General features: G+C 63.3%; 26 protein-coding genes. 11 read left to right on the top strand and 15 right to left on the bottom strand.

Annotation, left to right across the window (positions count from 1 at the left end; genetic code table 11):
* Positions 1 to 10: 10 nt before the first annotated feature.
* Positions 11 to 1,054 carry a UDP-glucose--hexose-1-phosphate uridylyltransferase gene (locus tag IPM84_15850; GenBank protein ID MBK9094213.1) on the top strand — a complete coding sequence of 348 codons (1,044 nt, stop codon included), beginning with the start codon at positions 11 to 13 and terminating at the stop codon, positions 1,052 to 1,054.
* 279 nt (positions 1,055 to 1,333) lie between these two features.
* Here IPM84_15850 and IPM84_15845 read toward each other — a convergent pair whose 3' ends face one another.
* The 13 genes from IPM84_15845 to IPM84_15785 form a co-directional block, all read right to left on the bottom strand.
* On the bottom strand, positions 1,334 to 1,714 hold the full coding sequence (locus tag IPM84_15845; GenBank protein MBK9094212.1) for a cupredoxin domain-containing protein: 381 nt from the start codon (positions 1,712 to 1,714) through the stop codon (positions 1,334 to 1,336).
* Positions 1,715 to 1,734: 20 nt separating this feature from the next.
* Positions 1,735 to 4,398, bottom strand: coding sequence for a heavy metal translocating P-type ATPase (locus IPM84_15840; GenBank protein MBK9094211.1), 2,664 nt, complete (start codon positions 4,396 to 4,398; stop codon positions 1,735 to 1,737).
* 344 nt (positions 4,399 to 4,742) lie between these two features.
* Positions 4,743 to 5,264, bottom strand: coding sequence for a hypothetical protein (locus IPM84_15835; protein ID MBK9094210.1), 522 nt, complete (start codon positions 5,262 to 5,264; stop codon positions 4,743 to 4,745).
* Between the two features lie 79 nt (positions 5,265 to 5,343).
* Positions 5,344 to 7,761, bottom strand: coding sequence for a copper-translocating P-type ATPase (locus IPM84_15830; protein MBK9094209.1), 2,418 nt, complete (start codon positions 7,759 to 7,761; stop codon positions 5,344 to 5,346).
* Between the two features lie 574 nt (positions 7,762 to 8,335).
* A complete protein-coding gene (locus IPM84_15825) occupies positions 8,336 to 8,749 on the bottom strand; it encodes a DUF302 domain-containing protein (protein MBK9094208.1) in 414 nt (137 codons plus the stop codon).
* Between the two features lie 73 nt (positions 8,750 to 8,822).
* Positions 8,823 to 8,966 carry a hypothetical protein gene (locus tag IPM84_15820; GenBank protein MBK9094207.1) on the bottom strand — a complete coding sequence of 48 codons (144 nt, stop codon included), beginning with the start codon at positions 8,964 to 8,966 and terminating at the stop codon, positions 8,823 to 8,825.
* Positions 8,967 to 9,355: 389 nt separating this feature from the next.
* The gene (locus tag IPM84_15815) at positions 9,356 to 9,607 is read right to left on the bottom strand and encodes a hypothetical protein (GenBank protein ID MBK9094206.1); all 252 of its coding nucleotides are present in this window, start codon (positions 9,605 to 9,607) and stop codon (positions 9,356 to 9,358) included.
* Between the two features lie 51 nt (positions 9,608 to 9,658).
* Complete coding sequence (locus IPM84_15810; protein ID MBK9094205.1) at positions 9,659 to 10,234, bottom strand: beta-propeller fold lactonase family protein; 576 nt, start codon at positions 10,232 to 10,234, stop codon at positions 9,659 to 9,661.
* 9 nt (positions 10,235 to 10,243) lie between these two features.
* Entirely contained in the window at positions 10,244 to 10,444 is a 201-nt protein-coding gene (locus IPM84_15805) for a hypothetical protein (protein ID MBK9094204.1), read from the bottom strand.
* Between the two features lie 200 nt (positions 10,445 to 10,644).
* The gene (locus IPM84_15800; GenBank protein MBK9094203.1) at positions 10,645 to 12,366 is read right to left on the bottom strand and encodes a hypothetical protein; all 1,722 of its coding nucleotides are present in this window, start codon (positions 12,364 to 12,366) and stop codon (positions 10,645 to 10,647) included.
* On the bottom strand, positions 12,356 to 13,024 hold the full coding sequence (locus IPM84_15795; GenBank protein ID MBK9094202.1) for a response regulator transcription factor: 669 nt from the start codon (positions 13,022 to 13,024) through the stop codon (positions 12,356 to 12,358). The genes IPM84_15800 and IPM84_15795 overlap by 11 nt, the downstream gene beginning before the upstream one ends.
* 150 nt (positions 13,025 to 13,174) lie before the next feature.
* A complete protein-coding gene (locus IPM84_15790; protein MBK9094201.1) occupies positions 13,175 to 13,414 on the bottom strand; it encodes an SHOCT domain-containing protein in 240 nt (79 codons plus the stop codon).
* Between the two features lie 188 nt (positions 13,415 to 13,602).
* Positions 13,603 to 13,833: a hypothetical protein gene (locus IPM84_15785; GenBank protein MBK9094200.1), complete on the bottom strand. Its 231-nt coding sequence runs from the start codon at positions 13,831 to 13,833 to the stop codon at positions 13,603 to 13,605.
* Between the two features lie 496 nt (positions 13,834 to 14,329).
* Here IPM84_15785 and IPM84_15780 point away from each other — a divergent pair, with 496 nt between their 5' ends.
* The 10 genes from IPM84_15780 (at position 14,330) to IPM84_15735 (ending at position 24,111) form a co-directional block, all read left to right on the top strand.
* Complete coding sequence (locus tag IPM84_15780; protein MBK9094199.1) at positions 14,330 to 14,629, top strand: winged helix-turn-helix transcriptional regulator; 300 nt, start codon at positions 14,330 to 14,332, stop codon at positions 14,627 to 14,629.
* Between the two features lie 3 nt (positions 14,630 to 14,632).
* Positions 14,633 to 16,981, top strand: coding sequence for a cadmium-translocating P-type ATPase (cadA, locus tag IPM84_15775; protein ID MBK9094198.1), 2,349 nt, complete (start codon positions 14,633 to 14,635; stop codon positions 16,979 to 16,981).
* 1 nt (position 16,982) lies between these two features.
* A complete protein-coding gene (locus tag IPM84_15770) occupies positions 16,983 to 17,588 on the top strand; it encodes an isoprenylcysteine carboxylmethyltransferase family protein (protein ID MBK9094197.1) in 606 nt (201 codons plus the stop codon).
* A gap of 73 nt (positions 17,589 to 17,661) precedes the next feature.
* Entirely contained in the window at positions 17,662 to 18,693 is a 1,032-nt protein-coding gene (locus IPM84_15765; GenBank protein ID MBK9094196.1) for a multicopper oxidase domain-containing protein, read from the top strand.
* Between the two features lie 16 nt (positions 18,694 to 18,709).
* Complete coding sequence (locus tag IPM84_15760; GenBank protein ID MBK9094195.1) at positions 18,710 to 19,954, top strand: metal transporter; 1,245 nt, start codon at positions 18,710 to 18,712, stop codon at positions 19,952 to 19,954.
* Positions 19,955 to 20,402: 448 nt separating this feature from the next.
* On the top strand, positions 20,403 to 20,837 hold the full coding sequence (locus IPM84_15755; GenBank protein MBK9094194.1) for a hypothetical protein: 435 nt from the start codon (positions 20,403 to 20,405) through the stop codon (positions 20,835 to 20,837).
* 11 nt (positions 20,838 to 20,848) lie between these two features.
* Positions 20,849 to 21,334, top strand: coding sequence for a cupredoxin domain-containing protein (locus IPM84_15750; protein ID MBK9094193.1), 486 nt, complete (start codon positions 20,849 to 20,851; stop codon positions 21,332 to 21,334).
* Positions 21,334 to 22,695: a 4Fe-4S binding protein gene (locus IPM84_15745; GenBank protein MBK9094192.1), complete on the top strand. Its 1,362-nt coding sequence runs from the start codon at positions 21,334 to 21,336 to the stop codon at positions 22,693 to 22,695. Before IPM84_15750 ends, IPM84_15745 begins: the two co-directional genes overlap by 1 nt.
* A 37-nt stretch (positions 22,696 to 22,732) precedes the next feature.
* Positions 22,733 to 23,743, top strand: coding sequence for a c-type cytochrome (locus IPM84_15740; GenBank protein MBK9094191.1), 1,011 nt, complete (start codon positions 22,733 to 22,735; stop codon positions 23,741 to 23,743).
* 32 nt (positions 23,744 to 23,775) lie between these two features.
* Positions 23,776 to 24,111, top strand: coding sequence for a hypothetical protein (locus IPM84_15735; GenBank protein ID MBK9094190.1), 336 nt, complete (start codon positions 23,776 to 23,778; stop codon positions 24,109 to 24,111).
* A gap of 185 nt (positions 24,112 to 24,296) precedes the next feature.
* Here the strand turns inward: IPM84_15735 and IPM84_15730 are convergent, their stop codons facing one another.
* Both IPM84_15730 and IPM84_15725 read right to left on the bottom strand, forming a co-directional pair.
* The gene (locus IPM84_15730; protein ID MBK9094189.1) at positions 24,297 to 24,725 is read right to left on the bottom strand and encodes a rhodanese-like domain-containing protein; all 429 of its coding nucleotides are present in this window, start codon (positions 24,723 to 24,725) and stop codon (positions 24,297 to 24,299) included.
* A gap of 307 nt (positions 24,726 to 25,032) precedes the next feature.
* Entirely contained in the window at positions 25,033 to 25,521 is a 489-nt protein-coding gene (locus IPM84_15725; GenBank protein MBK9094188.1) for a ferritin, read from the bottom strand.
* Between the last annotated feature and the right edge of the window lie 90 nt (positions 25,522 to 25,611).

The following is a 25,611-nucleotide window of genomic DNA, read 5'->3' as shown; positions in this document are numbered from 1 at the left end:
TATTTCGATGATGGAATCATTCGTCCCAACCAATCACGTTCACCGCCGCTTCAACCCGCTCACGGGCGAATGGGTGCTGGTGTCGCCGCACCGCACGCAGCGCCCGTGGCAAGGCCAGGTGGAAAAACTCCCGTCGGAAACCCGCCCCAGCCACGACCCCACCTGCTATCTCTGTCCGGGTAACGGTCGCGCCGGCGGCGCGCACAACCCCCTGTACGACAGCACTTTCGTCTTCACCAATGACTTCGCCGCCCTCGTGCCCGACACCCCCGACGGCGAGGTGGACGATCCGCTCTTCCGCGCCGCGCCCACGCCGGGCGCCTGCCGCGTGATCTGCTTCTCGCCACGTCATGACCTGACCTTGCCCGAAATGCCAGTCGCACAGATTCGGGCCGTGGTAGATGTGTGGGCCGCGCAATCCGCAGAACTGGGGCAGACCTATCGCTGGGTGCAGGTGTTCGAGAACAAGGGCGCGATCATGGGCTGCTCCAATCCCCATCCCCACGGCCAGGTCTGGGCGCTGAACGCGCTGCCCAACGAACCGGCCAAAGAAGAGGGCCAGCAGCGCCGCTATTTCAGCGAACACGGTCGGCCGCTGCTGGTGGATTATGTGGCGCGCGAATTGGACAAGACGGAACGCGTCGTGGTGACGAATGAGGACTGGGTGGCGCTGGTTCCCTACTGGGCAGTGTGGCCGTTCGAGATCCTGCTGCTGCCGCGGCGGCCGGTGCTGCGCCTGCCTGACCTGGGCGCCGCGCCGCGCGCCGCGCTGGCAGACATCCTCAAGCGCCTGCTCACGCGCTACGACAACCTCTTCGAGACCTCGTTCCCCTACTCGATGGGCTGGCACGGCGCGCCCTGGTCAGCCGGCGACTACAGTCACTGGCAGTTGCACGCGCACTTCTACCCGCCGCTGCTGCGCTCGGCCACCGTCAAGAAATTCATGGTCGGTTACGAGATGTTGGGCGAGGCGCAGCGCGACATCACCCCCGAACAGGCCGCGGCGCGGCTGCGCGAGGTATCGGAGATTCATTACAAAGTCGCCGCCGAATGAATTCGGGGCGAAGGCGTCCCGAACTTGTACGGGACTCCTGATTCGCCCGCCGCTCGCAGGTCACACCTCTGGCTTGACGACGCCGTCGCCGACAAATTATGCTTCAGTGCGCCAACGGCGCAAGCCGGAGGCTTGCGTTACGGCGGGCGTTGTTCGCCCAACCCTGCCCGACGGTTGGGTTACCAGGTGCAAAGGCCTGCCGGCATGGAGCTACGGCCGCACAGCCCCGCAGGGCTTTGCACCCTGGCGCCGGATGATGAGGCCATCCGGCGTCTCTGTTTACGACTCCACAATCAGTTTCCCGCGCAGCATACCCATCTGGCACTGGAAGCCGTACTCGCCCGGCTTGTCTGGCGTGAATTCAATGCTGACTTCCTCGCCTTCCGGCAGCCTGGCGCTGCGGCTGAAGTCGGGGAAGAGCACCGTTTCGGAGCAGGAGGAGCTTTCCTGGCGGGTGAAGCGCAGGCGCACCGGCCGCCCGGCCTTGACGACGATGACATCCGGCGTGTAGCCGCCTTTGACGGTGACGGAGACTTCCTGGGCGCCACCTGCACCAGCAGTGGCGCGGGTTTGGCCTTTCGGCGCGAACCAGAAGAACCAGGCGATGAAGCCGCTCAGGGCGATCCCTGTCAGCGTGACGGCGATTTGACTTGCAGTCATGGGTCGTGTACTCCTTTGTTCTAGCGGGCGCTGAACCGCGGCTTGAACGCGCGCAGCCGGTTGGCGTTGCTCACCACGGTCACGCTGGAGAAGGCCATCGCGGCCCCGGCGATCAGCGGGCTGAGCAAGATGCCAAAGAACGGGTAGAGCAGCCCCATCGCCACCGGCAGGCCCAACACGTTGTAGATGAACGCGCCGACCAGGTTCTGCTCGATGTTGCGCATGGTCGCCCGGCTGACTTCGATGGCCGTCACCACCCCACGCAGGCTGCCTTTGATCAGGGTGATATCGGACGCCTCGATAGCGACGTCCGTGCCCGTGCCGATCGCCAACCCCACATCGGCCTGCGCCAACGCCGGCGCGTCATTGATGCCGTCGCCCACCATGGCGACCTTCTTGCCCTCCGCTTGCAACGCTCTGATTTGCGCCGCCTTGTCCTCCGGCAGCACCTCGGCCAGCACGCGATCCACGCCCACTTGCCGGGCGATGGCCTCGGCCGTGCGGCGATTGTCGCCGGTGATCATCACGACCTCGATGCCCATGCCGTGCAGCGCGGCGATGGCCTCGGCGGAGTCTGCCTTCACCGTATCGGCCACGGCGACGAGGCCCGCGGCCTGGCCATCCACGGCGATGTACATCGGCGTCTTGCCCTGGTCTGCCAACTCAGCGGCCTGGCTCTCCAGGCTGCCCAGGCCGATGCCCTCGCGCTGCATCAGCTTGAGATTGCCGATCGCCAGCTTGCGGCCTTCGATCGTCGCCAGCACGCCATGGCCGGGGATGGCCTCGAAGGCCGTCGGCTCCGCCAAGACCAGGTTGCGCGCCCTGGCGCCTTCGACGATGGCCTCGGCCAGCGGGTGCTCCGACGACCGTTCCACCGCCGCTACCAGGCGCAGCAGATCGTCGGCCAGCCAGGCGCCGGCCACGGTGACATCCGTTAGCTCCGGCTTGCCCTTGGTGATCGTGCCGGTCTTGTCCAACACCACGATCTTGAGCGCCTGGGCGGTCTGCAAGGCTTCACCCGAACGGATCAGGATGCCGTTCTCCGCGCCCTTGCCGATGCCGACCATCAGGCTCATCGGCGTGGCCAGGCCCAACGCGCAGGGGCAGGCGATGATCAACACTGTGACGCTCGTGACCAGCGCATACACCAACTGCGGCTGCGGGCCGAAATCGAACCAGGCGACGAAGGTCAGGACGGCGAGGATCATCACGACGGGCACGAAGTAGCCGGAGATCGTGTCGGCCAGGCGGGCGATGGGCGCCTTGCTATTCTGCGCGTCCTGCACCATCTTGACGATCTGCGCCAGGGCGGTGTCCTTGCCGACCTTGGTCGTGCGGAACTTGAACGCGCCGGTCTTGTTGAGCGTCGCGCCGATCACTTCGTCACCCGCCTGCTTGCTGACCGGCAGCGATTCGCCGGTGAGCATGGACTCGTCCACCGCCGAGCTGCCCTCCAGGATCACGCCATCCACCGGCACCTTTTCGCCGGGGCGCACTTGCACCACGTCGCCGACCAGTACCTCTTCGACCGGGATGTCAAGTTCCTGACCGTCGCGGATCACGCGGGCGGTCTTCGCCTGCAACCCCATCAGCTTCTTGATGGCCTCGCTGGTGCGGCCCTTGGCGCGCAATTCAAGCGCCTGGCCCAACACGACCAGGGCGATCACCACGGCCGCCACGTCGTAGAACGGCTCCGAGGTGCCTTCGGGGAACAGGCGCGGGAACAGGACGGCGACGGTGGAGTAGAGCCAGGCCGCGCCGGTGCCAAGCGCGATCAGGGTGTTCATGTTGGCCGCGCGGTGCTTGAGCGCCGCCCACGCGCCGGTGAAGAAGTGGCCGCCCGACCAGAAGAGCACTGGCAGGGTCAGCAACGCCGCGGCAAGCCAGGCCAGGCGCAAGGTCGCCATGTTCCAGTCGCGCACGAACGGGATGTACTGGGGGTAGGCCGTCAGCAGCACCGGCACCGAGATGAAGGCGGCAAAGAGGAACTTGTGGAACAGGCTGCGGTACTCGCGATCGTGATCCGCCTCTTGCTTGTCAACCGGTTCCACGCTGGCGGCCGGCCGGAACTGGTAGCCCCAGTCCTGAATCACGCTGTGGAGTTGTGCCAGGGTGGTCTGTTGGGGCAGGTACGCGACCGTGGCTTCCTGGGTGCCGACGTTGACGGATGCGCTCAGCACGCCCGGCGTCGCCCGCAGGTCCTCCTCGATGAAGCCGACGCAGGACGCGCAGCGCAAGCCCTCGATACCGATGCGCGTCTGCGCGCCGCCGGCCCGGAAACCGGCCGGCCGGAGCGCCGCGGCCAGGGCCGCGGTGGTGGCGCGTTGTGGGTCGTACTCGACCGTGACCACGCTCGCGCCGATGTTGGCGTGCGCGCTGCGGACCCCCGACACGCCGGCCACGGCCGCCGCGACGGCCTGCCCATCTTGCTCCCGCTTCAGACCGAGCACTGGCAGTTCGACGCGGACCAGCGGCAAAGCCGGGTTGAAGCCGGTCGTGGCCGAACCAACCGGCAGCGGCGTCTCCGTCGCAGCAAGCGTTGCCTGCGCGTACCGGTGCGGGTCGGCGTCGAACTTCTCGACGCACTTGGGCGAGCAAAAGTAAAACGTCTGCCCCATGTGCTCGCGGCTTGCTACCGCGTCCTGGGGTTCGATATCCATGCCGCAAACGGGATCTTTGACCATGATGCCAGTTCCTTTCCCGGCGCCTTTGCGCCAAGTATCATGATAGCAGATCAACCCGTTCCGCACACGCGCCGATTGCTGGGAATTGCCATACGCCGAACGACCTATGGTCACCTGGACCGCCAGAATCTCGGTTGTGCAGCCTGGATCCCACGTGGACCCATTATCAAAAAAACAGGAGATCCATCGCACTCCGCCCTCAATCCGGCGCAGCAGGCGAACTAAGGGCGGGCTGCTCGACCTCGCTGGCAATCGAGCCGGCGAGCAGCCCGCCCTGCACGGCGAGACAGCTCAGGCCGCCCGTGGTTAACCCGGTGATGAAGGCAAGGATGATCGGGCATAGCTTAGCGTTTTCCACCATCCCAGACGACGAACGGCATATTGACGACGATCCCTGGCTGCTCGATCGTGACTTCCCCGGCGTCCTTCGCCGCCATGACCTCCGCTACCGCCTTGAGCTCGCGCGCCTTGGCCGGATCCGCCCAGGTCACCGCGTTGATGTTACGGAGCGGGCTGTAACCGTCGGTCCCCGGCGGATTGGGGAATACGTCCGACTGGAAGCCGAACGGCCCCTTGCCGGCCACCCCATTGGTGAACACGTAGACCTGCGCCAGCGCGTCGGCGGGCATCTTCGCCAGCGACGGGACGAAGATCACGGGCGACTTCATCATGCTGGTCAGCTTCTCGGCGACGCCGGAATCGGATGCCTCGGTGTGGACGAAGAAGATCTCCTTGCCCTCGGCCCAGGCCTTGCCGGCCGGCAGTGCGGCGGTGGGTATCCGCTCGGTTTGGGGCGTGCATCCCGCCACGACCAGGACGGCGAATACGGCTACGAACAAGAGGACGGCAAATCGTTTAGTTTTCATCTTTTTCTCCTTGAAGGTGGTTAGGGACGTACCCTTGGGTCGCCCCCATTCGGGCAGGTGCGAGGCCATGCCTTTACGATCAAATCTTCTGCCCGCGCAGGCGCAGGCTGTTGCTGACCACAAAGACGCTGCTGAACGCCATGGCGCCGGCTGCCAGCATCGGGTTCAGGAAGCCCAGCGCGGCGGCCGGGATAAGGATGATGTTGTAGATGAAGGCCCAGAACAGGTTTTGCTTGATGGTCCGCAGGGTCTTGCGCGAAAGTGAGATGGCGCGCGCCACCCCGCGCAGATCGCCGCTGATGAGGGTGACCGGTGCAGCTGCCATCGCCACGTCGGTGCCGGTGCCGATCGCGAGGCCCACGTCCGCCTGCGCCAGGGCCGGCGCGTCGTTGACGCCGTCGCCGACCATCGCAACCACTGCGCCGGTCGCCTGTAGCTTCTTGACCTCGGCCGCCTTACCTTCTGGCAAAACCTCGGCGAGTACCGTATCCACGCCCACCTGGCGGGCGATCGCTTCGGCGGTGCGCCGGTTGTCGCCGGTGATCATCGCGACCTGCAAACCCATGCGGTGTAGGTCGGCGATCGCAGCCTGTGAGCTGTCCTTGACCGTGTCGGCCACGGCGATCACGCCGCGCACGCTGCCGTCGGCCGCGACCAACATGGCGGTCTTGGCCTCGGTCTGCAGGCGATCGACGACGCCTGTCAGGCCGTTCAGTGCATAGCCCCGCGCGGCCATCATACGCAGATTGCCGACGGTGATGCGGTGGCCATCCACCTCGGCCTCCACGCCGTGGCCTGCCTCGGCCCGGAAGCCCTGTGGTTCGGCGAGGATGAGGCCGAGGCGACCCGCTTCGGCCCAGATCGCTTCGCCGAGGGGATGCTCGCTGCCCTTTTCCACCGAAGCGGCGTAACGCAGCAACTTGTCAGCCGCGAACTCGCCATCGGTGACGATGTCGGTCACGGCCGGTTGGCCCTTGGTGATGGTTCCTGTCTTGTCCAGCACGACGACCTTCACCTTGCCGGCGCGCTCCAGGGCTTCGGAATTGCGGAACAGGATGCCCATCTCCGCGCCCTTGCCCGTGCCCACCATGACGGCGGTCGGCGTGGCCAGCCCCATCGCGCACGGGCAGGCCACGACCAGCACGGCGACCGAGTAGATCAGCGCGCGCGTGAAGACGGTCATGTCGGAGTTGATCGGCAGCGCCGGGCCGAAGAAGTACCACCCGAGAAAAGTCAGCGCCGCGATCCCGAGCACGATCGGCACAAAAATGGCCGAAACCTGGTCGACCAGCTTCTGGATCGGCGCTTTGCTGCCCTGCGCTTCCTCCACCAGGCGGGTGATCTGCGCCAGCGCAGTCTCCTTGCCGACTTTGGTCGCTTCAAACTTGAGCAGGCCGAGCTTGTTGAGGGTCGCGCCGATCACCGGATCGCCGGGCTTCTTCTCCACCGGCAGCGATTCGCCGGTGAGCATCGACTCGTCCACGGCCGAGCGCCCCTCGACGACCACCCCGTCCACCGGGATCTTCTCGCCCGGCCGGACGAGCACCACGTCGCCGACCATGACGTCGTCCACGGGGACTTCCAACTCCACCCCGGCGCGTACGACGTGCGCAGTCTTGGCGCGCAACCCCATCAGCTTCTTGATCGCCTCGCTCGTGCGCCCCTTGGCGCGCGCTTCGAGGAACTTGCCCAGCTTGATCAGCGTGATGATGACGGCGGCGGTTTCGAAGTAGACGTGCCCGCTCAACCAGCCGAAAACAACCGGCAGGCTGTAGAAGAACGCCGCCGAGGAACCCAGCACGATCAACACATCCATGTTGGCGGAGCGGTTGCGCACGGCCTTGCCCGCGCCGACGTAGTACTGCCAGCCAACATAAAACTGCACCGGGATCGCCAGCGCCAGCAGCAGCCAGTTGAACCACGGCTGGGGTGTGGGCATCCCGTGTACGGCTGAGGTCGAGGCGTAGAAGAAGGGTGGTAGCAGGCCCCAGTCCATGCCCATCGAGAGGAGGAAGAGCGGCACGGTGAAGATCACACCGATGATCAGCAGGCGCCGCTGGTTGTCGATTTCTTCCTGGCGGGCGGCCGCCTCCGCATCCTCGGCATCGCCGCCCAGTTCCAGCGCCTCGAAGCCCGCCGCGGCCACCGAGCGGCGGATTTCCGCTTGGCTGATGACCGTGGGCACGTACCGGACGCGTGCTTTCTCGGTCGCGTAGGTGACCTGGACTTCGAGCACACCTTCGAGCTTGCGCAAGGCGCTTTCCAGCCGCCGCGCATCGTTGTCATCGTCCAGGCGCTTGATGATCAGGTCTGCCTCGCCGGTCGCGACGCCGTAGCCCGCGCGTTCGACGCGCGCGATCAAATCGGTCAGCCCCAGCTTGGCCGGATCGAACTCCACGGCGGCGCGCTCGGATGACAGATTCACGGAAGCAGTCTGGACGCCATCCAGTTTTTTCAGATTGCGTTCCACCGTGCCAACGCAGTTGGCGCAGGTCATGCCGGTAATGGGCAATGTAAGCTGTCTAGACAAATCTACCTTCTCCTATTCTGGGACCCAGCCGTGTTGATCGCGGTTCAGAACCGATACGCAATATATAACATCCGCTGACCGGGCGCAACGGCCGTCCGGCGCGGAACGACCGCGCTATTTGGCGCGTCAAGCGGGACGCGTCTGCCTGAATAACGCTGCGGGCAAGCCGCGCGGGGCGTTACCGGTCTGGGGGCGCCGGTTCCATCCCCGGGTTCCAGCCATCTGGCGTAAGGGAATGATCGCAGTTTGAAGTAGAGACTCGTGGGGACCGAAGGGGATATGGCGGAGCGCGGCCCGAGCACACCGCAGGTGAGTGTAGGTGCGGCCGCCATCGTCGTTGCGGCTGTCTTCCTGTGGGTCGGCATCGGTCAGCGTAAGCCTGGGCTGCCAGGCGCGCAGAAAGTCGCAAACCACGCCGAACCCAGGCGCGGCCCTGAGCCGCACTCGTCAAGACATAAACTGAGTCCAGAATGAGCCTCGCACCTCCGTCTGGAAACTCTAGTCGGATGTGTTTCCCGCTGGAGGCAATCATGCTCATCGCTCAATAGCCGCTCATCTGGATCACTTGAGGCTTGCAATCACGCTGCAGTCTGGTTCTGGCTTCCACGGCAACCTCGTGCGCCATCGGGTCTTCTTTGAGGACGCCAAGGATTTCCACCGGGTCCGCGGCGGTGACAACAGAACCTTCGCCTTCTTCGTACACGGTGACATTGCAAGGCAGCAGCAAGCCCACGTCCAGGTTGGCCGAGAGCGCACGATGAGCGAGCGGGGGATTGCACGCGCCCAGGATCACATAACGGCGGAAGTCCGCGTTGATTTTCTGTTTCAGTGTGGCCTTCACGTCAATCTGCGTCAACACGCCGAAGCCTTCTGCCTTGAGCGCATCCGTGGTTTTCTGGACGGCTTGCTCGTAGGGCAGATTTATTCTAGCGCGTATACCAATATCAGTCGCCATAGGGTTTTCCTCCTTATCAGGGTAGTGTTTTGAGGTAGACGATCACGTCGGCCAGATCGTCGTCGCTGATTGTCTAGCGCGGCATGTCCGACTTCAACTGCGTGCCGTCGGGATCTTGACCCTTCACTACCGCCAGGCGGAACTTTTCGGGGTCGAATTCGCCCTGCAAGGCCGACCAGCGAATGTCCTTGGCGTCCATCACTTGATTCATGCCCATGCGGTGTACGCCGCCCCGCCCATCCGTGCCGTGGCACGAGGCACACGCCAGTTGCCCGCTCCCCATCATCCAGCCGCTCGACGCCGGGCCGCCCGTGTAGGTGATGGCCGTACCGCGTTCACTCGTGGCGGTGAAATAGATGCGTTCACCGTTCGTAGGAACAGCATAACCGAAGGGATCGGCCCTGTCATCAGCGCAAACGATAGACCCGGTATAGCAAAAAGGCCGCTTTTCTGGGCGGACCTTTTAACTTTTGTCGTACGATGTTTGGTGTAATCGTGGCCGGAATCGGTCTGTCGGGATCTCATTCTGGGGTTGTGACGCCCGGCTGGATTTACCCCCCAAGGTCCACGGCGCGACGGAGCGACTTACTTACGGCCGCGATCAGTCTACCCCCACGTGCCAGGCACTTCGCAAGTGCCTGGCACGTCCGCTGATAGCGCGCGATCCACGATGGGCAGCAGCCAGAAGATCAGGCCGAACGCGGCCAACAGGCCGGTGCCCAGCCGCGCCAGGGAATTGAAGGAACCCCAGGCGTCCCCCGCGTAAAACGTCGGCGGCAGCAGGTTGCCGGTCAGGACCGCCAGCCAGGCGTTGCTCTGGCGAAAGCCGGCGGTCACGCCCCACAGGTCGCTGATCACGTGCGTGATTCCGGCGGATCAACTGTGTGCTGACTCACAGGCCCTCTCGGGCTACCCGCCATGCCCCATATTCTGTTCCATTGCCGGGAGCTTCAGTTCGATCTGACCCGACAGGGCCGGGGCTGGCGCAAGCGGCAGAAAACTGATGCCGTTCGGCGCTGCGCCGGTCGGCGTTCGGGCGACGATCTTGCGGGCTGCGATGTCCAGCACCGCAATGTCGTTCCCATACAGGTTGGTGATGTACGCATAGCGACTCGACGGCTCGATCACGACGCCATGCGCGCCCTGGCCGGTCGGCACGGTGTCCAGGACGGTGAAGGTGGCCGTGTCAACAATGGACACCGTGGTGCTCGGCTTATCCTTCGTGCCCTGGTTCGCCGCCAGCAGATACTTGCCGTCCGGCGTCACGTAGACCTGGATCGGGCCGGCACCGACCTGGACTTTACCGGCGAGCTTGCGCGTGCTCACGTCCACCTTGCCCACGGCGTTCTCGCCGTTGAGCGAGACGTAAACGAACCTGCCGTCCGGGCTGAAGCCGACCTGCACCGGCTTCTGGCCGACCTCGATATCGGCGACCTTGCGGTTGGTCGCGGTATCAATCACGCTCAGGGTGTTGTCGTTGACGATACCTTCAGATTACCGCAAACTGCCGTCCGGGGTAAGCGCCAGTATGCGCATCAGTCGTCGGGCCAGCAGCACCAGCGCCAACAGCCCAACCAAAGTCACAAGCCATACCGGCGCAGCTAAGTAGAGCACCGCGGCGAGCGCCGCGAGCGGCACCAGGCAACAAACGGCGAGCAGAGGGACGAGCATCTTGTAAACAGTCTGGTTGCGCATGGCAGTCCTCACCTCGAAATCGGACTTTCTCAGGCTGGCGAGGTCTATGATAGGAAAAAGGCGCTGCGATGTACAGCGCCAGGCGGCGCGTCTTGCGCTCAGCCATTCGGCGCGATTGTGGGAAGCGGAACGAGGGCGCCGTTGCGCTGTGGGAGGAGGTGCAGGTGAGAAATGGCAGATGGGCGGCCCGTGGGCCCTTCTCAGCCGAGCAGCGGGAGCTGCGCGGTAATGGTGACGCCCTGACCGGGGCTGGACGTGATCGTGAGCTGCCCACCGTAGAGCAGGACACGCTCGCGCATGCCCATCAATCCGAAATGGCCCCGGTGGACGAGATCGGCCGGCTGATCGGGTGGGGTGAAGCCGCGGCCGTCGTCGCGGATCACCAATATGAGGTGTTCGGGGGTGAAGGACACATCCAACCAGACGTTGCGGGCCTGCGCGTGGGCGGCCACGTTGGCGAGCGCCTGCTGCACGATGCGATAGGCCGCCATCTCGACGTCGGGCGCCAGCCGCACCACCTCGCCGTGGACCGTCAGATGCAGGCACAGCCTGTGCCGTTCCTGCATCTGGGGCGGCAGCATCTCCAGCGCCGGCACGAACCCGAGATCCTCAAGGTAGATTGGGCGCAGATCGCCGATCAGCTGGCGCAGGCTGGCGATCTCCTCGTCAATCAAGCTGTTTAGCTCCTGAAGGCGCGCACCAGCGCGTGCCGGGTCATGGCCGAGAGCTTTCAGGGCCATCTGGCCGCGTTGCTTGAGGGCGATCAGCCCCTGGATGGTAACGTCGTGCAGCTCGTGGGCCAGGCGGGTGCGCTCCGTCTCTTGGCCTTGAGTGATGGCGCTCAGATAGTTCCGCATGCCGCTCTGGTAGGACCGGATGCGCTCGGCCATCTGGGCCAGGGTGATGCGCAGGTCGTCAATTTCCTGCACGCCGCCCACCGGCTGCTCGATGGCATCGAAATCGCCCCAGGCGACCCGCGCGGCCCGGCGATCCAGCTCCTGCAACGGCCGCACAACGCTGAGCACGCCGAAAGAGACAGCCAACAGCGCAACTACCGCCACGAAGAGCAGGAGCAACGGCAGCACCTCGACCGTGCTAATGCCCATCGCGGTGATCGTGTGAACATCTTCGACGGTCGCCAGGGTCCAGCCCGGGGGTTCCACGTGCGCATACGACACGAGCAGTTCCCGCCCCTGGCGATCGCGCAGATAGGTCGAACCGGTGCTGGCCGGTGGCAAGCTGCCCAGCACCGCCGAATCCACAGCCAGACCGGCAGGGTCATGGTGGTGAACGCGCCGCCCGGTCTGGTCCAGGACGAACATGGCGCCCTGCATCTGGCCCTCTAGCAGCAGATTGCTTTCGGCCAGGCTCAGGGCCTCCACCGGCAACGCGCCGACCAGGACTTTCCCGCCGGACGCCGGCACGGCGATCAACAAGCGCGCGGTATCGTCACCGGGCAGATCGGTCTCGTATTGCGTCTGGCCGACAGCCGCGGCGCGTGCGGCCAGGAGGCGCGCCGTGTTGCTCGCCGCCCAAGCAGTTGCGGGCGGCGAGGCTGCCACGAGTGCGCCCTGGTCGTCCAGCCAGGCCAGGCCACCGGTGAAACTACCAATAGCATCAAATGGTTGATCTGATAGGGTTGCGGGGAGCTCGGCAGCGGGTAATGTCGCCGCCAGGCGGGCCAGCACGGCGACCTGTTGCGCGATCTCGCGGCCTAAGCGGTTCGCTTCGGCAGCCGCCACGCCCCGGTCGCGATCTTCTACCAGGCGCGTCATCGCCTGGCGATGGCGCGTGACGCCGGCGAGTGACAGTGCGATCAACACCACTGCCAGCGGCAGGATGGTCCAGAGCAACAGTTGGGCGCGCAGGCCGCGCAGGAGCCGATGGCGCCCACGTGGCGGTCCGGTTGACTCAGGCGTCATCCAACACCAGCCAGCCCAGCTTCAGCGCCTTCGTCACCGCCTCGGTGCGGCTGGCAACCGCCAGCTTGCCGTAGATGCTGGCTAGATGCCCCTGCACGGTGCGATCGCTGACGCCCAATTCGGCTGCAATCGCTTTATTGGTCAGGCCGTGAGCGGCCAGGCGCAACACCTCCAGCTCGCGCTCGGACAGTGGCTCGACCTGCTCGGCGGCCGCCGCCGGTTTGCCGGAGGTTATCTGCGCAACCACCTTAGCGGCGATATCTGGAGCCAACACCTTGCCGCCGCTCGCCACCGTCTTCACCGCCCGCACCAGATCGTCAGGGTCGCTGTTCTTCAGCACATAGCCGTCGGCGCCGGCGCGCAGCAGGGCGAAAACGTACGGATCCTCATCGTAGGCGGTGAGGATCAGCACCCGAATCTCCGGGTAGGCGGCCTTGATCTGGCGCGTGGCCTCGATCCCGTTCACGCCGGGCATCTGCACGTCGAGCACGACCACGGCCGGCCGGTATTCGCCAGCCAGGCGCACGGCCTCCGCGCCGCCGGACGCCTCCGCCACCACCGTGACCTCGCCGTCCTCTTCCAGGAACTCACGGATGCCTTTGCGCACGATGGCGTGGTCATCGGCGAGCAAGACACGCAAGGGTACAGAACCCGTCATGGCACACTGTCCTCTGTCACGCGACAGGATTAACGTTGAACCAGGGAGCGTCCGCTGGCTTCCCAGGCGACCATGCCGCCGACCAACCGTCGCGCAGCGATATCGCTCATCCGGCCGCTGCGGCAGTATAGCACAATCTTGGCGTCAGCTTCAAACGCTCAGCTTCTGCCGCAACGCATCGAACTCCTGCGCTGTGATCTCGCCGGCCGCCAGCCGGCGCCGCAGGGTCTCCAGCGCCGTGTCGGGCTGCGCGCTGCGGCTCGCTCCGCTCTGGCCCGAACGCGTCAGCGTCACAACCAGCCAAACCACCAAACCGATGATCAGCCCCCAGAACAGGAGCATGCCTAAGCCACCCCAGAGGCCCATGCCCCAACCCCATCCACCCATCATAAATCTACCCTCACTTTCTGGATCAAAGCGGCAGCGCTCAGCATCTCGCTACGCGCCCTTTCGCAACCTGGTCTCTATCGTCGCGCATCCCGGGGGGGCATGCCAGGGCTTTTCGGCGCGGAGCGCGTTAGGCCATTCGGCGCGGTGATGAGAGGACCTTGAAGGTCTTCGAGACCTCCGAGGTCCGATTAGCTTACTCGGTGACTTTGACCAGCGCCACCAGCCCACCTGGCTCCGCACCGTCGTTGGTGACGGGGTGCAGCACGTGACAATGGAGCATCCAGGTTCCTACGTTGTCGGTCACGAACTCGATGTCTGCCAACTCGCACGGGTTGACGGGAATCGTGTTGCTGTTGCTCAGGCGGCAACGGCATACCGTCGTAGGCCGCGATCTTGAAGTTGATGCCGTGCAGGTGCATGGGGTGCGTGACCTAACCGACGTTCGCCAGCCGCACGCGCACGCGCTGGCCCTTCTTCACCTCGATCGGCGCGGTGTTTCCTGACTCCGCAGCTTGTCCGGCGCAGCATTTGACACACATGCCCAATCGCGGTATCATTTCCATACTTGAGCAAGTATGCAACTGTTGACTTATTGAGAGCGGTCTCACCGGAGATGGAGAGAATGCCTGGAATAGAGACCCTTGATATTCCTGTAGCCGGCATGGATTGCGCCGAATGCACACAGCACGTCCAGCATGCAATCGCGGCGGTTACTGCGCCAGCGCCAAGTTCGCTCGCCACTCATTGGATGATATGTAGCCGTCGTGTGATGCCGCGTCGGCTGCCTGGTAAAGGAGAGTTCGGATGCCTGAGATCGCCCTGAAGACCGTTCCGCCGCCAGTCGTTGAGACCCAGGATGACGTCTGCGAAATCTTGTACGTTGACGAGGCCCGCGTGCGGGCGGTTGCCAGCCGGATGCCAACCGCTACTGCCATCACGCACGTTACGGATATCTTCAAGATCCTCGCAGACCCGACCCGCGCCAGGATCGTGTTCGCACTCTCCCAGGCCGAGCTGTGCGTCTGTGACCTGGCGGCGTTGGTAGGCATCAGCGTGTCGGCCGTCTCCCATCAACTGCGGCTATTGCGTAGTCTGGGGCTGGTCAAGTTCCGCAAGGAAGGCCGGCTGGCCTACTATACCCTGAGCGACGCACATGTCGAACAGTTATTGGGCGATGCCCTGGCGCACGCCCAGCATCTACGCAGAGAGGCCTAGCGAATGTCCGCATCCACCCTTCAATTAGAAATCCCCGTCGTGCTGCCTCACATCGAGGACGAACGCGACCAATGCGTGGGCCGGCTCACCGAGCTGATCGCCGCCCGCAAGGGCATCCAACAGGCTCATATCGAGCGCCAAAACGGCCAGGCGTTGGTCTGCCTGCACTACGATCCCAATCTGCTGTCTCTGGAAGCCGTGCAGCGCCTGGCGCAGCGGGCCGGCGCACAGATCACCGACCGTTTCCATCACATCCACCTACCCATCGCGGGGATGGACTGCTCGGACTGCGTGACGGTGATCGAGCACGGCGTGGGCCGGCTCGACGGCGTGCTGACGGTGAGCGTGAATTACGCAGCCCAGAGCATGCGCGTAGAGTTCGACGGCCAGAAGGTCAACCAGGCGGCCATCGAGCACCGCGTGCGTTCGCTAGGCTACACCATCCCGGTCGCTGGCTTGCGGAGCTGGTTCCAGGAGAACCGGGAACTGCTCTTTAGCCTGGCCGCGGGGCTGCTCGTGCTGCTCGGTTGGGCCGGGGGCGGCTTCTTGGGGCTGCCTGGGCCGGCGAGCCTGGCCTTGTACCTCGGCGCCTATCTCCTCGGCGGGTGGGACGTCGGCCGCCACGCCTTCCACGCGTTGCGCGAGCGGCGCTTCGACACCGATCTGCTGATGGTGATCGCGGCCTTGGGCGCGGCCGCGTTGGGCGACTTCGCGGAGGGCGGCCTGCTGCTGTTCCTGTTCAGTCTGGGACATGTGCTGGAGGAACGCGCCCTCGATCGCGCCCGCGCAGCAGTACGAGCACTGGCAGACCTGGCCCCAAAGACCGCCCTCGTCCGCCGCGATGGAAAAGAGCAGGAACTTCCCGTTGAATCTTTGCGACTCGATGATGTCGTCATCGTCCGCCCTGGCGTGCGCATTCCCATGGATGGCATCATCCTGGATGGAAATTCTGGCGTGGACCAGTCCTCGGTGACGGGCGAATCTCTGCCCATTGATAAAGCGCCTGGCGACAATGTTTTTGCAAGCACGGTCAATGGCGAAGGCGCGCTGGAAGTGAAAGTGACGCGCCTTGCCAAAGATTCAACGCTTGCCCGCGTGATGAAAATGGTCGAGGAAGCCCAGGCGCAAAAATCACCCACGCAACAAATCGTCGAAAAATTCGAGCGGGTCTTTGTTCCCGCCGTGCTGGTCCTCACCGCGCTGATCATCATCGTTCCCCCGTTGTTCAGTTTTCCGTTCCACGACTCTTTTCTCCGCGCAATGACTCTCCTCGTCGCTACCTCGCCCTGCGCCCTCGCGCTTGGCACGCCTGCCACGATCCTCGCGGGCGTCGCGCAAGCCGCGCGCAACGGTGTGCTGGTCAAGGGCGGCGTGCATCTCGAAAACCTGGGTCGTCTCAAAGTCATCGCCTTCGACAAAACGGGTACGGTGACTCATGGTCAGCCTGAGGTAACGGATATCGTCGTGGTCCCAGCCTCGGGGTGGAAGGAGGCGGATTTATTGTCCCTCGCCGCGGGAGCGGAATCACGATCCGCGCATCCCCTCGCCCAGGCAGTCGTCCGCTCGGCTCAGACTCGGGGTCTGCCTGTTTCCGTTATGGATGAAGTCGAGTCGCTGACGGGACGCGGCTTGCGCGCCGTCTCGAATGGCAAGACGGTTTGGATCGGCAATCAAAAATTGATGGGTGAAGCGGGTGTGCCGCTCTCCCCCGACGCGCTCGATCACTCGCAGTCATTTCAGCAGGCGGGCAAGACTTTGATGTGGGTCGCAGTGAATAATATGTTGGTTGGTTTGATTGCTCTCGCCGATACCTTGCGCCGCGAAGCCGCGCCGACCATGCAAGCGCTGAAACAATTGGGCGTGGCGCATACCATCATGTTGACGGGCGACAACGCGCGTTCCGCCTCCGCCATTGCCGCTGAAGTTGGGCTGACGGAATTTCGCGCTGACCTGATGCCCGAAGATAAACTGACAATCATTCGCGATCTTGTAAAGGAATATGGACAGGTTGCCATGATCGGCGACGGAGTGAACGACGCCCCCGCGCTAGCAAATGCGACGGTGGGGATTGCCATGGGCGGCGCAGGGACGGATGTTGCATTGGAAACAGCCGACGTTGCCTTGATGGGCGATGATCTGTCCAAACTGCCTTTTGCTGTTGGGTTTGGACGCGCCACCCGCGCGATCATTATGCAAAATCTGTTCATCTCTCTCGGCGTGATTGCCCTGCTCATCATCACATCGTTGACGGGCATCGTCAGCATCGGCATTGCCATCATCTTCCACGAAGGCAGTACGCTGGTCGTTGTGGCAAATGCTTTGAGGTTGCTGGGATATCAGGAGAGAAAGTAATATGGAAACCGTCACAGATTGGGTGGTGAGTGCAGGTTCAGCGGTGCTCATGATCGTTGTGATAGGTAGTTGGCTTGTCAGTGTTCGCTCGCAGAAATCGGCGCGGACTATATCGAGCCGCTGGTTTGCTTTGCCAGCCTGGGGACAGGTCATGCTCGGATTTACGACGATTGCCATGTTTATCTGGCTCGGTTCCGTGTTGTGGATTCCCCTGCCTTTACGCCTGTCAGAACCTGGAACAACGATTCTGCGCTCCATCGGGCTGGGGATCTTTCTCGTCGGGTTGTTCCTCCCGTTATGGGCGCGCTGGGCATTGGGCGCTGTGTACGGGATCAGCACAAGTTCGTCCGCACCATTACAGGAGAAACATCGCCTCGTCCAGCGCGGACCGTATGTTTTCATCCGCCATCCGATGTATCTTGGCTACTGGCTGGTGATACTCGGAGTCCTGTTGACATATCGCACGTGGACGCCGCTGGCGTTGCTGGCAATGACTGTGCCATCGTTTCATCGTCGGGCGCGGCGCGAAGAAGTTTCGCTTGAAGAGACATTCGGCGCGGAGTGGCATGCCTACGCGGCAAGAGTGCCGATGTTCCTTCCGCGCTGAAAAAAGAAATCGAAGGAGACCTCGCGGAAGAAGCGCCAGCGAACTAGAAGGATTGGATGTAAGAGAGGTTGTGATGAAAAGTAAGGCGAATGGGCGGCTAAGCAGACGGGAGTTTCTGGCCGCAAGCGTGGCCACGAGTGGCGTGGCCATTCTGTTTGCGGCCGGCGTCGCCGCGCAGGAACACACACCAGTGGCTGACCACACCGGCGTGGCGGCGGTCCCTGCTGCGGGGATGGCCCACGGTGAAAACAGCGGGCTGGTCGGCGAGGTGAATTTGGCGAATTTCGACCCGACCGAGTTTCTGTATGACTTCGACTGGGGTCAGGAGAGTGTGGCGCCCGATGGACGGACCGTGCGCGAGTGGCAGATTGCTGCAGTTGACAAAGAGATCGAGGTGGCGCCGGGCGTGTTCTTCCCCGCCTGGACCTACAACGGCCAGGTTCCAGGGCCGACGTTTCGCTGCCGGCAGGGCGACCTGTTGCGTTTCCGCTTCCGCAATGCCTCCGCTCATCCGCACACCATCCATTTTCACGGCATCCATCCGCCGAGCATGGATGGCGTGACGCCGGTGGTCCCGACCGGCGGCGACTTCGTCTACGAGTTCGAGGCCAAGCCGTTCGGGCTGCATCTGTATCACTGCCACGTGATGCCCCTCAAGCGGCACATCCACAAGGGCCTCTACGGGGCGTTCATCATTGATCCGCCAGCAGGCCGTCCGCCGGCGAGGGAGATGGTGATGGTGATGAACGGCTTCGATACCAACTTCGACAACGAGAACGAGGTCTACGCGGTCAACACCGTCGCGTTCCATTACGTCAAACACCCCATCCAGGTCAAGGTAGGCGAGTTGATCCGGGTTTACCTGGTCAACGTGACCGAGTTCGACCCCGTGAATTCCTTCCATCTGCACGCCAGCATGTATCGGCTCTACCGCACCGGCACCAACCTGGAGCAGTACGAGTACACTGACAACGTGATCATGGGGCAGGGCGAGCGTCACGTGCTGGAGTTCACCCTGGAATACCCCGGCCAGTACATGTTCCACGCGCACCAGAGCGAGCTGGCCGAGCTGGGTTGGATGGGCCTGTTCGAGGCCACGGCGTGAGGACCGAGGTGACATAATGACTACATCAGAGAAGGGGATCACTGCCGGGGGCCTGCCCCTTTGGGTCTCCGGTCTCATCCCGCTGGTCGCGTTGGCGTTGATGCTGGCGGTTTTTGCTTTCGGCAACCCACTTGCGCTCTTCAAAGCGGATTTGCCCCCCATCGAAAACCTGACTTTCGAGCGCATTACTGTGACATCGGCTGGCTTCGAGGCGCACCTCATCAACGGCGGGCCTGATCCGGTGACGGTGGCGCAGGTGATGGTGGATGATGCGTACTGGCAATTTCGGATCACGCCGGCGGCGGCGATCCCCCGCCTGGGGCGGGCGGTGTTGTCCATCCCCTATCCCTGGGTGGCGACCGAGCCGAACCTGATCCGCATCGTCACCTCGACCGGGGCCACGTTCGAGGGCGCAGTCGCCATCGCCACGCCCACACCGCAGCCCGGCCTGGCTGAGTTCGCGGCCTACGGCTTGCTTGGCGTCTACGTGGGCATCATCCCGGTGGGCCTGGGCCTGCTCTGGTATCCGGTGATGAAGCGGATGGGCCGCAAGTGGCTCGGCGCCGTGCTGGCGTTGACGCTGGGGCTGTTGGTGTTCCTGTTGATTGACACGCTGTTGGAGGCGTTCGAGGTGGCGGCCGTGCTGCCCGGCGCATTCCAGGGGATTCCGCTGGTGCTCTTCGCCGCCCTGCTGACCTGGCTGGTGCTGCTGGCGATCGGTTCGGGCCGGCGCAATAGGACAGACGCTTCATCTCCCGCTCGCCGCGGGGTCTACTTGGCAACCCTGATCGCCTTCAGCATCGGCCTGCACAATCTGGGCGAAGGCCTCGCTATCGGCGCGGCGTTTGCGCTCGGTGAAGCCGCGCTCGGATCCTTCCTGGTGATCGGCTTCACGCTGCACAACATCACCGAAGGCATCGGGATTGCGGCGCCGCTGGTGTCTGGAAAGCAGACAGGCGAGGCAACCACCGCAGCAGCTCCCGAAGGTCCGGCTTTGTTGACCTTCCTGGGACTGGCGCTGCTGGCCGGATCCCCCGCGATTCTCGGCGCCTGGATCGGCGGCTTCGCCTTCTCGCCGCTGCTGGCCAGTCTGTTCCTGGGCATGGGGGTCGGCGCCATCTGGCAGGTCGTTGTAGAAGTAACGGCGCTGCTCAAGGGCTACGCCGAGCGTGAAGGCGCTTCGCTTTACTCATGGGCCAACGTCGGCGGCTTCCTGGTAGGTCTACTCATCATGTATTTCACTGCGCTCTTGGTAAACTAAGCACAGTTAGGCGCTACCCTCAGTGACTCCGATGAGATAACTTAGCCTGTTTTCGACACCCCAATGGGTAGTAGGTCATCAGGCACTTGCCACAAGTCGTCGCGTAGAACGTTTGAGCGAAAACAGGACTGTTCCTACAGGTTGTGTGCGATTTGCCAATGACCACAAGCTGTTGTATAAAAACATCTGTTCTATGTCGAAAACAGGCTTAGAGTACAAGGCTGTAGCGGGAAACAGGTCATGCGGTCGTGCTGTGGCACATCCCTGTGCCACAGCACGAGGCGAGCTCCAAATCTGCGGTGGCTGCTGGCGTGGTTGTCGCGCCAAATGGCGCACTCTCCTTGCGCCGGACGGCGCTTACGGCCATGATGCCAGGCAAGTATACTACCGTTGCTTGTTGATGTTAGCACCATTCTTCACAACAAAAGGACTTCCGCGGAGCAACACCTTGTCAAAACGACTCTTCTTTCTACTACCGGGCCTCATCATCGGCAGCTTTCTGCTGGCAGCCTGTACCGCGGGTGGGCAACAGAATAGTCAGGTTAAACTGGCGTCCGTTTCAAGCCTGCCTAAACAGATGCAGGATGCGCCGGTTGCTGTGCGCACGGCCTACCAATTCGCGATCACCAACCCTGACGCCTTGCAGAACGTGCCGTGCTACTGTGGCTGCGGGGCCATCGGGCACAAGAGCAACCTGGCTTGCTACATCAAGGAGTTCGGCGCGGACGGCAAGCCGGTTTTCGACGATCATGCCATGGGTTGCAGCATCTGCGTGGACATCGCCACCGACGTGATGAAGATGACCGGCGATGGTAAGTCGCCGGCCGCTATCCGCCAGCAGATCGTGGACACCTACAGCAAGTTCGGGCCGGCCAACCAGTGAGCAGAGGGCCAATGGCAGATAGCAGAGGCCGCGCGGTGGGCTTGCCGAGCGTCCCCAGGACGCGCTGGTGGGCGGCTGGAGTCACCATGTCGCTCGTGTTGTTGACTTTACTGGCGCCTCTGCCGGTGATAGGCGCGGCGCCGCAGGAGCGCCACATCACGATCTCGGCTCGTAGTTTTGCGTTCGAACCGGGGACGGTGCGGGTGAACCGAGGCGATACGCTGATCATCAACCTGGAGTCCACCGACGTGGTGCATGGATTGTATGTGGATGGCTATGGTCTCGCGACCCAGGCCGAGCCAGGCCGGCCAGGTCAGCTCACCTTTGTCGCCGACCGCAGCGGGGCCTTCCGTTTTCGCTGCAATGTGGCGTGCGGCAACCTGCACCCATTCATGATCGGCAAGCTGGTGGTCGGCCCGAACCTGACCTGGCTGCGAGCGATCGCAGCCACGCTGATCACGGCGGTCGGCGCGATGACCGCCTTCTGGAAACGCTGATGCGCTACGCCATTTCGGACGTCCCCATCATCAAGCGTATGCTTCGCTCGCGCTGGCTGCAGTGGAGTCTGACTGCGCTCACGCTGCTCTTCTTCGTGCTGGCCATCATCGCGGGGCTGGTCGGCACGCCGGCCGGCAACCGCAACTTCGGCATCGTCTTCGTCTGGATCGTCTGGTGGGCGCTGTTGATCCTCCTGTTACTGCCGTTCGCGGGCCGGCTGTGGTGCGGCGTCTGCCCCATCCCCGCGCCGGGCGAATGGCTGCAGCGGCGCGCACTGGTGCAGCCGCGGCCGGGGGGTAAGCTTTACACCCTCGGCAAGCAGTGGCCGCGAGCCTTGCGCAACATCTGGCTGCAAAACGTGGGCTTCCTGGGCGTCGCGCTCTTCTCCACTGTCATCCTGACGACGCCTCTGGCCACCGCGCTGGTGCTGCTTGGTTTCATGATCGTCGCCATCGGCACCAGCCTGGTCTTCGAACGGCGCACTTTCTGCCGCTACCTCTGCCCGGTCGGCGGTTTCATCGGGCTTTACAGCCAGATCGCACCAATCGAACTGCGGGTGAAGGACACCGCGATCTGCGCCGGCCACACCGAAAAGACCTGCTATACCGGCAGCGATGAAGGCTATGGCTGCCCCTGGCTGGTCTTCCCCGGCGGCCTGACGAACAATATGTCCTGCGGGCTATGCACCGAATGCCTGAAGACCTGCACGCGCGACAACATCGCTCTCTTCGTGCGCCAACCAGGCGCCGACCTCCTCAAGACCACCGGCCACAAGCTCGATGAGGCCTACAAGGGTCTGATCATGCTGGCCTGCGCCTTCATCTACTCCACGGTGCTGATCGGGCCATGGGGCGTGCTGAAAGAGACCGCGCGGGCGGTGGGCACGCCGGGCTGGTTCGCCTACGCCGGCATCTTCCTGGCGCTGAACCTGGCGATCCTGCCCGGTTTGTTCTGGCTGGCCGTGCGCGGTGGGCAGTGGATCAGCCAACCCGCGCAGACGACCATGCGCAAGCTCTTCTCCGATTACGCGGCCACCCTGGTGCCATTGGGGCTGACCGCCTGGATTGCGTTCTCGCTGTCGTTCGTCCTGGTGAACTTCTCGTATGCCTGGTCGGTGCTGTCCGATCCGCTGGGCTGGGGGTGGAACCTGCTGGGCACGGTGGGCCTGAAATGGACGCCCTACATCCCAGGTCTCATACCCTACCTGCAAGTGCCGGTGCTGCTGATCGGCCTCACCGCGGCGATCGCGCTCGCGCTGCGCACGGCCCGCCAACACGGCCAAACGCCGTGGGCCGCAGCGCCCGTGACGGTCTTCTGTACCGCTGCGACGCTGGGGCTCTTGGGCTTGTACCTGGCCTGAGAATCGAGAACGGGAAATCAGGGGAACAAAGAAAGCGATGAAACACGTCCGATCACGAATCAAGGAGGAGTTGTTCGCCCTGGGGGTCGTCCTGGTCGTGCTGGTGGCCTTCCCGGCCGGCATCTTTGGCTACCAGGCGTGGCGGACGGCCTCGGCTGGCGTCAAGATTGTGGAGATCGTGGCCCGCGCGCCGGAGCAGGGCGGGTTCAGCCCGGACCGGTTGAGCCTCCGGGTAGGTGAGACTGTCAGGCTGCGCATCAGCTCGCCGGACGTGGTGCATGGGTTGACCATCCCTGGCCTGGGCGTCAATGTCAATGATATCTACCCCGGCAAGGTGGTTGAGGTGGACGTGACGCCGGACAAGCCGGGGCGTTATGCCTTCGCCTGCACCCGCTGGTGCAGTGTGGATCACTGGCGCATGCGCGGGGTCATCGAGGTCACGGGAGGTTCGCCGCCGGTGATAGCGACCACAGAGCCGCCCCTGTTCCAGCAGCTCGGCATTGACCTTGACGCCATGCCGCACGAGGCGCATGCCACGCCCAACGCCACACCCTCAATCAGTGTGGGCGCGGCGCTGAATGTGGCGCTGCCGCAGGATCTGACCGACCCGGCCACACGCCGTACGCTTGCGCCCGCCGGCGCGTTCGATAACCTGCGGGCCGATCCCGCCAACGCCGCGCTGAGCGATGCCGATGTTTGGAACCTGGTGGCGTGGGCGTGGATGAAGGATGTTTCGCCCACCGCGCTCGCGCGCGCCGCGACGCTCTACGCCCGCGATTGCGCGGCCTGCCACGGCCCGGATGGCAAGGGGAAAGGCCCGGCCGGCCTCAATCTGCCGGGCATGCAGAAAATGGACCCCGCCATGCCGTCAGGGCCGGCCGACTTCACCGACCCTGCGCACATGCTGGCGGCCAGCGATGTGCTGCTCCAGGGTAAGCTGCTGCGCGGGGGCATGGGCACCGGCATGCCGGAGTTCGGCTCGCTGTATACGGACGAAGAACAGTGGGCGATGATCGCTTATCTCCGAACGTTTCTGTTCGCGAAATAAGACCCCAACTGAGATTACTAAGGAGGATAAAGATGTCTACGAAGGCCAATCAAGTCCCACAGGGCCGCAAGGTCAAGACCCCGCCCCCAAAGCGCAGCAGCCTGCCGCTCTATGTGGCCGGCGGCGCGTTGCTCGTCATTGTCGTCGGCGTCGTGCTGTTGGCGAGCGCCGGGCGCGGCTCGTCCGGTACGAGCGTTCCGGCACAGGTTACCGGCAGGCCAAGCCTCGTTGTCGATCGGGAGCAGATTGATTTCGGTAAGGTGCCCCTTGACATACCGGTCAAGGCCACTTTCAAGCTTAGCAACGTCGGCGACCAGCCCCTGCAGATCGTGAGCCAGCCGGTCGTCGAAGTCAAGCAGGGCTGCTGACCGCCCAAAGCGGTCGTCGGTTCGACGACCATCCAGCCAGGGCAGAGCACGCAGCTTTCGATGGAATTCATGATGCACAAGGGGATGGAGGGTCTGCACGACTTCCGGGTGAAGGTGAAAACCAATGACCCGGTGAAGCCGGAAATGGAACTGGTCGTGCTTTCCGATTGGGGAACGTAACCTGGTCAGGGTCGAACCAGGGAACGGCCGCCGGCCTCCCATGCGACCATGCCGCCAGTTACGTCGTAGACGTTTGTGTACCCCAGTTCAACCAGGCGCCGCGCGGCAATATCGCTCATGCGGCCGCTGCGGCAGTAGAGAACAATTTTGTCATCCCGGCCGGGCAGCTCCGCCAGGTGTTGATCAATCTGATCGAACGGAATCGAAAGGTCGGTTTCCGGCAGATCACCCTCGAACGGAACATGGACGTTCACCAGGGTGAAGTCCTTCGTATCCGCCAGCATTTGGGCCAATTGATCTACGTTGATGCGGGTGAGAGCGCCAGACGATGCAGCCTCCGGCGCCACAGACTGCGGCGCCGGAGGCGCCGAGGCGCAGGCGCCCAGGATCACGGCTGCCAGCAACGATAGAAGAAAGACAGAGTGCTTTTTCATCATATTCCCTCACAGAACTCACGCAGTGCTGACAACAACGGCCACGAATGACACGAACGAGCGCGAAGTTCGGGGGGCTTTTCGTGCCAGTTTGTGAAATTCGTGGCCGAAAATCAGGCTGGTGGCGCAACTTCCGTTTCTTAGCCTGTTTTCGACACCCCAATGGGTAGTGGGTCATCAGGCACTTGCCACAAGCCGTCGCGTAGAACGTTTGAGCGAAAACAGGACTGTTCCTACAGGTTGTGTGCGATTTGCCAATGACCACAAGCTGTTGTGTAGAAACATCTGTTCTATGTCGAAAACAGGCTTAGTTGCGCGCGGCCAGTTGGCGGTCAATCATGAAGAGGGCGGCCGGTGAATCGCCAACCATCTTCAGTTGCTCCACAACGCCGGTGGCATTCTTCTCTTCTTCAACCTGCTCGTTGATGAACCAGTGTAACAAGACCTGCGTCGGATAGTCAGCCTCTTTCACAGCCAGGGCATACAGGTCATGGATGGACTTCGTCACCTTCTGCTCGTGGGCCAGGACTTCCTCGAACGCCAGCAGCGGCGAGCCAAAGGCGGTGGGCGGCTGCGCAATCGCCTGCAGCAGCACGGCCCCGCCGCGCTCGATCAAGAACTCGAAGAACTTCATCCCGTGCTCGGTCTCTTCCGCGCTCTGCTTGCGCATCCATTGGGCCGCGCCCGGCAGATTCTGGTTCTCGAAATAGGCTGCCATGGACAGGTACACGTAGGACGAGTACAGCTCTTTGTTGACCTGCTGATTGATGGCGTCCTGCATCGTTTTGCTTAACATAATAGATTTCTCCCTGATTTTTAGATACGTTCCATTGCGTCCTGCAGTGCAGCAACGCTGATGGTATGACGGCATTGTCTCACATTTGGA

Origin of the sequence: Candidatus Amarolinea dominans (genome assembly GCA_016719785.1) — a bacterium.
Taxonomy (GTDB): domain Bacteria; phylum Chloroflexota; class Anaerolineae; order SSC4; family Amarolineaceae; genus Amarolinea; species Amarolinea dominans.
This window is presented reverse-complemented; position numbering and strand designations above follow the sequence as displayed.